The sequence below is a fragment of the Bacillus gaemokensis genome, assembly GCF_001590835.1.
Lineage (GTDB): Bacteria > Bacillota > Bacilli > Bacillales > Bacillaceae_G > Bacillus_A > Bacillus_A gaemokensis.
Window position 1 is genome coordinate 76725 of record NZ_LTAQ01000010.1, and the last position, 10130, is coordinate 86854.

The window sequence follows — 10130 nt, forward strand, 5'->3', positions numbered from 1 at the left end:
CTATTATTCTCGATGACTCATGTCTTTTCTTTTAAAGTTAATTCTATCGTTTTTTATTACATACAACCACTTCTACCTTGATCTACTGTATCGGAACACAGACTTTATTTTGTATAAAGAATGATTATACTTTTGTCAATTCCCAACGTTGAGCATCTGTACCATTATCTGGCCATTGTTGAATGTTAGCTCCATTGTTTTGCATACTACTCTTCAGATCAAGTAATTGGCCACTATGCTTAGCTATCCATTTAAACGTTCCATCCGAATTTTTTACGATTTTCCATTTTTGGTTGTCTCCACCAATGTCTTCCCATTGTTCTACATTTGCACCATCACTGTTTGAAGCTCCGGACACAGTAAGCAATTTTCCACTATGAACTGCTTTGATTGTGTAATACCCATCCGCCTGCTTCTCTAGTTTCCATTTTTGATGATCTCCACCGTTATACTCCCATTGTTGCACATTTACGCCATTATCCTTTGAAGCGCTAAATACATCCAATACTTTTTGGCTTCCTTTATTTCTGATGATATAGACACCACTGTAGTCAATGTCATCAACACCCTCGCAACAAAGCTTTTTTGCTTTTTGCAATGTATCTTGTTGCTGCTTTTCATCTGATGTTATTTTTCTTAGTTTTTGGGTCAACTGTTCATTCACATTGAGTAATTCTTCTGCACTCAGCTTTCCTTCATTGAAAGCCCGAATCGCATCTTGTATTTTTAATTTTTCTGCTACGATTACTCCTGCAGCCGCTAACTCAGCTTCTCCAATACCTGTCACGATTTTCTTCTGCGCTTCTTTACAATTACTTTCATGAATAGCTGTCACTTCATTCGTCATTTCTTCTTTACGATACATTTGTCCATCAGGAATAAGCTTATATTTATAATCCACCTTTGCTTTGTTTGTCACTTTCGTAGGCACTGGGTTACCAATCAACACTTGGAAGGTGACTCTTGCCGTCGTCCCAGGCTCTACCGTACCAATATTCACGCCACTTTCTATGTTTCCTGAGAGTGGTCGCCCATCTATCTGTAAACTACCTGAAACCAACTTCGTTCCATTTGGAATTTGATCCTCAATTACGACATCGGTCAGTGGTGTATCACCTGTATTAACAACTTCAATGGTATAGGTAATAACATTACCTGCCTTGAAATAAACGGGCATGTCTTGCCGTTTAGCTACTTCTACCTCTACTTTTCGAATGACCGTAATAGCTTCATTACTATCTGCCGTACCTGCCGAGACCGGTAAGCCTGGGGCGCTCTGGAAATCATACACGACAGTAGCTTTATTCACCGCTCTATTATCAGTTGGAACTTTTAATACTAAGGCTTGAAAGGTGACTTCCGTCGGGCCTTCGATAGATATAGAACCGATGTCAATCCCTTTTGTCGGATCTCCACCAGGTATAGGCACACCATCAACCTGTAAACTACCTTCAACAAACTTTAGCTCTGGTGGAAGCGTGTCTTTTAAAATAGTTTTTTGTGCTTCAGTCATCCCATTGTTTTCAATCAATAAGGTATAGGTAAGGATTTCACCTACGATAGCTGCTTCTTTATCTACTTCTTTATTTACTTTGATTTCTGGACTATTCACATCAATTTGGACACCCAGACCTGTCACGATATAACCATCTGATTTCGAAGTCAACTGAACTAAGGCTTCCGTTTGTGAATTCTCCATGGCTGAAGAGGCGTCCACATTGGTAATATCCCAGTTATAACGAACTGCTGCTCCAGCACTTCCTGGTGTGACATTTACATTCCCATAGGTACCACTCGTATCTAAATTCCCTGCATCATCATTAATTTGTGAAGCAAAGAAGTTATCAATCGGATTATTGGGACCTGAGATGGGCTTTAATGAAGAGACATCTTTTCCAAAAAGCAACTGATCTCCTGGAATCTTTGAGTCTCCTTCCATTGCGGTTAGTAACAATCTCGCTTTGACATCCCCGAGCTCAGGCGTAGAGAAGCCAGAAATTTTCTGGCTTCTTGATCCAGTCTTCTCAATCGATGCAGTTCCGACATGAATATTCATATTTCGAAGAGGCAGTGTAGGATCTTTATAAACCACAGATAAAGTCCATCCCCCTACGTTATTTCCTTTATATCTTTGTGCTGTCGCTGGTACACCACTGACAGTATACTTACCAGCCCCACCTGCATCAATGAAGCTAGTAACATTGGCAGAACGAACATAAAATATTTGGTTCGCCTGAGCTACTTGCTGACTCGTAGTTGGATCTGGCGTAATGAGGGTGGTTCCTTTCGGCGAGGTTAACGTTATCGTCCGATCTATTTCATTCGTTACATCCTCTATACTCGTTTTTGTCGACCCACCCCAGATTAGCTCTGCATATAATACTTGGCTTCCCGTTGGTAAGCGAAGCTGTGCCGCAGAAGCATTTTCTTTCCAATCCAGCGTGGTACCTGCAGGATATCCTGGTACCTGCTTGGATAGATCTAACGTGATAAATGCACCAATATCTGTATAACTGGTGTTGGTATTACTTAGACCGAGTGTGTTTCCAGTAAAGGTAATCGCCCCGTTGGTCGTGGTTGAATATCGCTGAATAAACGCCATGCTTCTCACCCTTTCTCTATTTATCTATTGCTCTCCCTACTTACAACCACAACATAGGTCTTTAACCTGATCTAACTTTTTCTTCAACTCTTTTTCCAAATCAGCAATCTGTTGAACAGCTGTCTTTGCACTCTGGTTAATCGCTAGCAAATCGTTCACTTTAATCCGACCACCTCGGAATGAATGAATTGCTGCTTGAATTTTTTCGCCTTCCATGTAGAGAACTATAGCTAGACTTTTTTCCTCTTGCGCGATGGAATGAATAATCAAGTCACGTGACCATTCACAGGCTGTTCGTCCTGCTGGCACATTGACTTGTACTTCGTTACTGACCGCATCTACATAACCACCTGAATACTGAGAGCCCATGTAAGCTTTGTTCCTAATCACGCCGCTAGGATGGGGTTTAATCACTTCAACTTTAAATGTAATGATGATAGGCCCTTCAATGGATAGCTTATCAAGTACAATCGTTTTCGTTGGGTTTTCTCCAGGCTTTGATTCGCCGTCAATTTCCACACTATTCGGAACAAACTGCACCTCTTCTGATAGAAAGTCTTTAAAATGACAATTAGTAACATCAATTAGACTATCATTGGAAATGGTAAACGTATATGTTAAGATATCTCCTACCACCGCATCAGTTTTGTCTACTTCCTTTTTTATACTCACTTTCGGAAAATCGGACATGTACCTCTCCCTTTCTTTTCTGTAACCCACACCTTATTAGTGACGGATCAGATTCCCTATTTTCGCAAGAGCATTCAAGGAAAAGTAAGGTATCCCCTTACACCTTCTCTCTACTTACAACCACTACATAAATCCTGAATTGTATTTCTCTTGTTCTGTAATTCTTGTTTCAGTGCAGATAATGTTTGAGAAACACCATTTTCACTCTGAACAATCAAATTCTGTTCACCCTTTGTAATTCTGCCACTCTTTAAAGCCTGATTAGCCGCTTGTGTTTTTTCTGCTTCTGCATCCAGCAACTCCTGAATGGCCCTCTCTTCCTGTTTAATCGAAAACTCAATGATACTTTGGCTGTTCTCACAGTTAGTAGGAGGACGCACGATCACCTTTGTCTCTGTTATATTACTGGCTACTGCGCCTTTTTCGTTAGGCAATCCAGATGCACTTTCAAATTCGTAATTTAACGTCGCTTTATTTTTCACTAGCTCATCTGGAGAAATATTGACTACTTTCGCTTGGAATGTCACTTCGATCAACTCTCCTGTCCCTATGGTTCCTAGCTTGACTCCACTATTTACATTCGCACTAGGTTGAGCCGCACCATCCACAACGACACTACCTGGCACAAACTTCAACTCTTTAGGAAGTATATCTTTCAAGATGGCGTTTTGTGCGTCAACTGGATCCATATTTGTGACAAGGACGGTATAAGTCAAAATTTCTTTCACTTTCGCCTCATTTTTGTTCACTGTTTTATTGATTTCCATCTTCAGACTATCCCCCTTAAATGTATTCGCCTCATTTTTCATATTTACATACCCTCGAATTTGAGACATATTTCATCACCCTTTCCATCATTGAATCAAATTATATATGGATGTTATGAGCAAAAATCACAAATTTCTTGGGTAACAGCAAGTTTATCTTTAAGCACTGATTCTAGTGCGATTAGGCTGTCTAACATATCCGCCACACTTTCATTGACAGCGATGAGATCTTGGACTTCTATTTTCTTATCTCCAAACGCACGAGCAGCTACTTCAATTTTTTCTGCTTCTGTCCGCATAATCCGAGCAATGTTTTGTTCCGCATCAGCAATCGTTTGGATAATCTGATTTTTTCCTTCTTCACAGTTGGGTGGTTCAATTACTTCGATCCCAGGTTTGTTACTAACACTCGTCGCTGTTGAAATAGGTAAGTCTGGTCTACTCTGAAAATCAAAGGTCATCGATGCTTGGTTATGTACCACTTTATCTTCAGGTTCTTTGATGATTTTTGCTTGATACGTTATGATGACTGTTTCTCCTACAGCCAAAGTACCAATGTTCACACCTTTAGCAATATCTTGTCCTGGCCATGCCACACCTCGAATTCGTAAACTATCTGGTAAATATTCAAGTTCGGGATCTAAGTGATCTTGAAACATCACATTAGTCGCATCTACATAGCCATCATTTTTAACTTCCAAAGTGTAAGTTACGACTTCACCCACTACGGCCTGTTTTTTATCCGCTGATTTATTCATTTTTACGATCGGGCTATTGGCATCGATCTGTACTCCATATCCACTCACTAAATAGGTATCTTGCGCTGTTGCAATCCGAGCAATCGCTTCAGTTTGACCATGATGCAACGTGTGAGAAATATCTACATTCGTGATATCCCAACCAGATCGTACACCAAATCCATCTGATCCAATGGGCTTATTGAGTGTTCCGGCAGTTCCACTGGTATCCAAATTTCCTTGATCATCGTTAATCTGTGACGCAAAGAAATTAGTACCAGGATTATTAGGCCCAGAAATCACCGACAACGACGAACGATCGGGACCGAATTCAAAACGGTCGCCTGGAAGATTAGAGTTTCCTTCCAGCGCGGTAAGCATGACGCGTCCCTGGATATCCCCACCTTCTGGGGTTTTAAAATTATAAATCAACTCATCCACTGGAGGGTTAGACATAGAAATCACTTGAGATCCAACATAAATATTCATATTTCGAATTTTAAGTAATGGATGTTTATAAGCGACAGCCAACGTCCATCCCACTGTATTGGTAGAAGCTAGAAAAAAAGTACAGTCTCTTACTGTTCCGGGAACACCACCTACTATATAAGTTCCAGCTCCACCTTTTTGCACAAATTCAGTTACATTCGCAGAGCGAACGTAAAAAACTTGACCACCAAAGACAGACTCCTCTCGTGCAGTAAAGGCATCTGGTGCGATGGATAAAGTAGCAGCTGGAGTGGTAAATGAAATCGAAGTATTGATAGCTGAACGAACATCAGTATATTGATCTTTAGTCGATCCACCCCAGATCAACTCAGCATATAGTACTTCACTGTCTACAGGGATACGCAAGACAGCCAAAGAAGAATTTTCTTGCCAGTTTAAAGTACTTCCAGCTGGATAACCTGACACTTGTTTAGAGGTATCTGTTGTCAAAAAAGCCCCAATATCTGTGCTACCATCTGCATAACCTAATGTATTTCCTGTAAATGTAATCGCACCATTGGTTGTTTGGGTGAAACGATGAATAAATGGCATATTCTTCCCCCTTTTCACTCTAAATAAAGCTAAGAATTATTTTGCTTCTTTCTCACTCACTAATCTAATCTACTAACAACAAATTTGCTTAGCGATCTCTACTTTCTCTTTCAATACTTGCTCCAAGCGCGCTACTTTTCCGACTACTTTTTCAACACTTTGATTAATCCTAGCGAGTTCTTGAGCGGAGATTCTCTCTTCCTCGAATGCCTTTACCGCTTCTTGTACCTTTACACTTTCTGCTTGAAGGATTTTCATCAGACCTAACTCTTGTTGTGCCACCGATTCAAAAATCTGATTTTGTGCTTTTTGACAATCAGTCTCTAGCCATGCTGTAATTAGGTTACTAGTTACTGTTTCCTCACGAACATCGCTACCTGGCTTAAATTGGAATTGATAAGTCGCTTCCGCTTGGTTATCTACTTTCACTGGCAACGGACTTTGCAACGCTACTTGAAATGTGATCACAGCCGTTTGGTTAGGATCTAATATACCAAGAGGCACTCCTGTTGATAAATCACCAAACACTGGTACACCATTTACTTTTAAACTACCTGGAACGAGTACAGTTCCTGTAGGGACAACATCTTTAATAGAAAGTGCACTTACTGTCGTATCTCCATTATTGGTAATATCGAGCGTATAGGTAATGATATCTTCCTTTTTATCGTAAACCGAACGATCTTCACTTTTCACCAGATCCACTTGTACATGCTTAATGATAGTATTTGCTTCATTTGAACTACTAGAGCCTGATGTGAGAGGAAGCCCCGCCGCACTTTGGAACTCATAATCCAGCGTACCCGTATTAACCACCTTTCCATCTGGTGGAACTGCGATAACTTTCACTTTAAATATGATCTCAACTGGCCCCTCGATGCTTACAGAACCGATATTGATTCCTTTCGCTAGATCTTCTCCTGGTTTTACTTGCCCATCGATCGTTAAGCTATTCGGCACAAATTCTAACTCATCTGGAAGGATGTCTTTGAAAATGGCATTCTGTGCTTCTACTAGTCCACTATTTTCTACGAAAATCGTGTAAGTTAACTCGTCTCCGACTAGAGCTATATCTTTATCCACTTGTTTGTCCATCTTGATTTCTGGACTATTCACATCAATTTGAATTCCTAAGCCAAAGAGGATGAACCCGTCCATATCTGTTTTGAAACGAGCAGTTGCTTCAATTTGTGAGATTTCCATGGCGTTTGAAATATCTACATTCGTAATATCCCAGCCATAACGCTGTGTAGACTGTTTTTGTCCTGGGGATACATTGCTATTTCCTGCGGTCCCGCTGGTATCTAGATTTCCAACATCATCATTAATCTGTGACGCAAAAAAATTATCAACTAAGTTATTAGGTCCAGAAATGGCTTGTAATTGACCCAGAGAAGGACCAAAGAGAAACTGATCCTTAGAAATAAAACTATCGCCTTCAATCGCAGTCAATAAAGCTCTCGCCTGAAAAGGCTTGGACTCAGGTGTGCCAAACCCTGTAATTGTTTGATCTACTACGCTCCCTCGTTCAACAGAGGCCATTCCAACATATAAGTTCATATTACGTGATGGTAACGATGAATTTTTATATACAACAGCAAGGGTCCATCCTGCTGCATTACTTTTACTCGGTCTTTGAATTGTGGCAGGCACCCCACTTACAGTATAAGAGCCTGCTCCACTTGCCTTTACCAGGTTGGTAACATCGGCTGTACGAATATAAAAAGTGTGCTTTTCATGTACCACCACTTGGTTGGTAGTAGCATCAGGAGAAATTTTTTGTATTAAACCTTGTGGATCGATTAAAGTAATAGAAGAGTTAATCTCCCCAGTTACATCCACTGAATTAAATTTTGATGTGCCTCCCCAAATCAACTCTGCATACAACACTTCACTAGCTGTAGGTAATTTTAGAAAAGCTTGAGAAGCATTCAATTTCCAGTTCAATGTACTACCTACTGGATAACCAGGAACTTGTTGGGTAACATCCAACGTAATGAAAGCTCCAATATCGTTATAACTAGGATTATTTGAACCAAATCCAAGTGTATTACCTGTAAACGTCATCGCACCATTTGTAGTCGTTGTATAACGCTGAACTATTGGCATTCTCTTCGTCCTTTCTATAACAAATAGAATAATAACTATTATTTTATATTTTAATAAAATGTACAGTTGATTTCTAAGTCCACATAATTGCCTCCTATGTAAATATTTGATAAAACAAGTTATGTTTTAATTACTGAAAAAATATCTCTATAATTAGGTTTCTCAACTTCTATCAGAATATTTTTAAAATGAAAAACCCTATTTTAAATCAACTCTATTTCATGAGAAAGAAAACATTCATTATGTCGATATAACAAAACTTTTTTTCAAATAGAAAATTACACGATTACCCTAAAACGAACTTAGAAAAACAAAAAAGGATTGATCATAACGATCAATCCTTTACTCAACTTCATTTAAGAAGAACAATGTTAAAGCACCTGGCCCTGTATGTGCACCAATTGCTGCTCCAATTGTATTTACAATAAATACTTCACAACCAAATTTTTCAGTAATTAATGCTTTTAACGCATTCGCAGTTTCTAAATCATCACCATGTGTAATACCAATTGTTTGGCCTTTCAGTTCTTTTCCTCGCTCTTCCATTATATCAACAATTCGGCTAAGAACTTTCTTTCTTCCTCTTACCTTTTCAAGCGGTACAAGCTTTCCTTCGTCAACATTTAAAATCGGTTTAATATTTAATAAACCACCAATAAAACCAGCTACTTTACTTAAACGGCCACCTCTAACAAGATACTGTAAATCAGCAACTGTAAAGATATGCTCCATATGTTTTGTTAGAAAAGCAATGCGGTTTAAGATTTCTTCTTTTGATGCACCTTCTTTAGCCATTTTTGCAGCTTCTAATACGACCAGTCCTTGACCAAGTGAGGCACATTTTGTATCAATAATTTCTAAATCAAAGTCTGTATATGTTTCTTTTACTTCTTCTTTAATAACAACTGAAGATTGATATGTACCTGAAAGTTCAGATGAGAAAGCTAAATATATACAAGGTGTACCTTGCTTTGCATATGTAACAAACGTTTCTTGGAATGTTTCTAATGATGGTAGCGATGTTTTGTATACTTCGCCTTCTCTCATTTTCTGCAATAATTGAACTGATTCTAACGTGACCCCATCTAAATATTCTGTTTCCGCTTCATCATATACACGAAGTGGAATCAAATCTATATTATAAGCTTGCAGCAATTCTTTTGGTAAATCAGCCGCACTATCCGTAATGATTTTAACGCTCATTTTTTAAACCTCTATTCTGTTATAAGTATACTAAAATAAGAACAGTTACTTTTAAATTATATACGTAAAACACTTATGAAGAAAGAAAAAGTATTATTAAACTATTCTATATTCTATGCACGAAATGCCAATAAATTAACTTTAGTATCAAATCAATTTTTCAAATGCGCTCTGATTTAATACATTACCGTTATTTCATTACAAATCATTTTGTTTCCTTTGGACTACCCCTCCTTATCAGCCATACGGTCTGATTGAAGAAGGGGATTCCTAAGTACGGAAACCTATCGGTTTCTAATTCATTAGGCTAACCCCGTAGTCCNNGAAGTCTTATGGCTTCATTTTTTAAGTTTTGTCCTGCATTAATATCTCTGTCGTGATGAACACCACAGGAAGGGCAGTCCCATTCACGCAACTTAAGATCCTTAACGTCTTTGTTTTGGTATCCGCAACAAGAACAGAGTTGAGAAGAAGCAAATGTCTTGGATACAACCACCATTTGTTTGTTGTACCATTTCGCTTTGTACGTAAGCATGTCATGAAATTTAGACCATGATACCTCATTAATGGCTTTCGCAAGCTTGCGCTTCTTGACCATGTTAGACACTTGCAAATCTTCCACTCCTACAAAATCGTGGTTTTTGATGATGTGAGTAGAGATTTTCTGTAAGTAATCTGTTCGTGCATTGGTGATTCTTTCGTGAATACGTGCAACCTTGATACGTTGCTTATTCCAATTTGAACCACCTTTTGTGCGTTTAGAAAGAATACGTTGTGCTTTTGCTAATTTTTCTTCGAGCTTGCGAAACCATTTGGGATTAGAGAATCTTTCTCCTGTACTCAAAATAGCAAAGTCTTTCAAGCCAACGTCGACACCAACGGAAGTACCTGTTTTTTCTAAAGGTTGTGCTTCTGTTTCTACAAGAATCGATACGGAATACTTGCCAGAAGGATTTCGTCTTACAGTAGCGTTCAAGATAC

General features: G+C 38.9%; 7 protein-coding genes. All 7 read right to left on the reverse strand.

Annotation, left to right across the window (positions count from 1 at the left end):
- Nucleotides 1–124: 124 nt before the first annotated feature.
- Complete coding sequence (locus tag AZF08_RS10840; protein WP_033676103.1) at nucleotides 125–2602, reverse strand: RICIN domain-containing protein; 2478 nt, start codon at nucleotides 2600–2602, stop codon at nucleotides 125–127.
- 36 nt (nucleotides 2603–2638) lie between these two features.
- Nucleotides 2639–3292, reverse strand: a complete 654-nt coding sequence (locus tag AZF08_RS10845) for a DUF11 domain-containing protein (RefSeq protein ID WP_033676101.1) — start codon at nucleotides 3290–3292, stop codon at nucleotides 2639–2641.
- A 110-nt stretch (nucleotides 3293–3402) separates the two neighbouring features.
- Entirely contained in the window at nucleotides 3403–4128 is a 726-nt protein-coding gene (locus AZF08_RS10850) for a DUF11 domain-containing protein (protein ID WP_033676099.1), read from the reverse strand.
- Between the two features lie 44 nt (nucleotides 4129–4172).
- Nucleotides 4173–5837 carry a DUF7507 domain-containing protein gene (locus AZF08_RS10855; RefSeq protein ID WP_033676097.1) on the reverse strand — a complete coding sequence of 555 codons (1665 nt, stop codon included), beginning with the start codon at nucleotides 5835–5837 and terminating at the stop codon, nucleotides 4173–4175.
- A gap of 72 nt (nucleotides 5838–5909) precedes the next feature.
- Nucleotides 5910–7946: a DUF11 domain-containing protein gene (locus AZF08_RS10860; protein WP_033676096.1), complete on the reverse strand. Its 2037-nt coding sequence runs from the start codon at nucleotides 7944–7946 to the stop codon at nucleotides 5910–5912.
- 342 nt (nucleotides 7947–8288) lie between these two features.
- Nucleotides 8289–9149: a DegV family protein gene (locus AZF08_RS10865; protein WP_033676094.1), complete on the reverse strand. Its 861-nt coding sequence runs from the start codon at nucleotides 9147–9149 to the stop codon at nucleotides 8289–8291.
- Nucleotides 9150–9456: 307 nt separating this feature from the next.
- Nucleotides 9457–10130 (reverse strand): RNA-guided endonuclease TnpB family protein (locus tag AZF08_RS10870; RefSeq protein ID WP_153019515.1); only part of this gene is annotated, 674 nt, incomplete at its 5' end.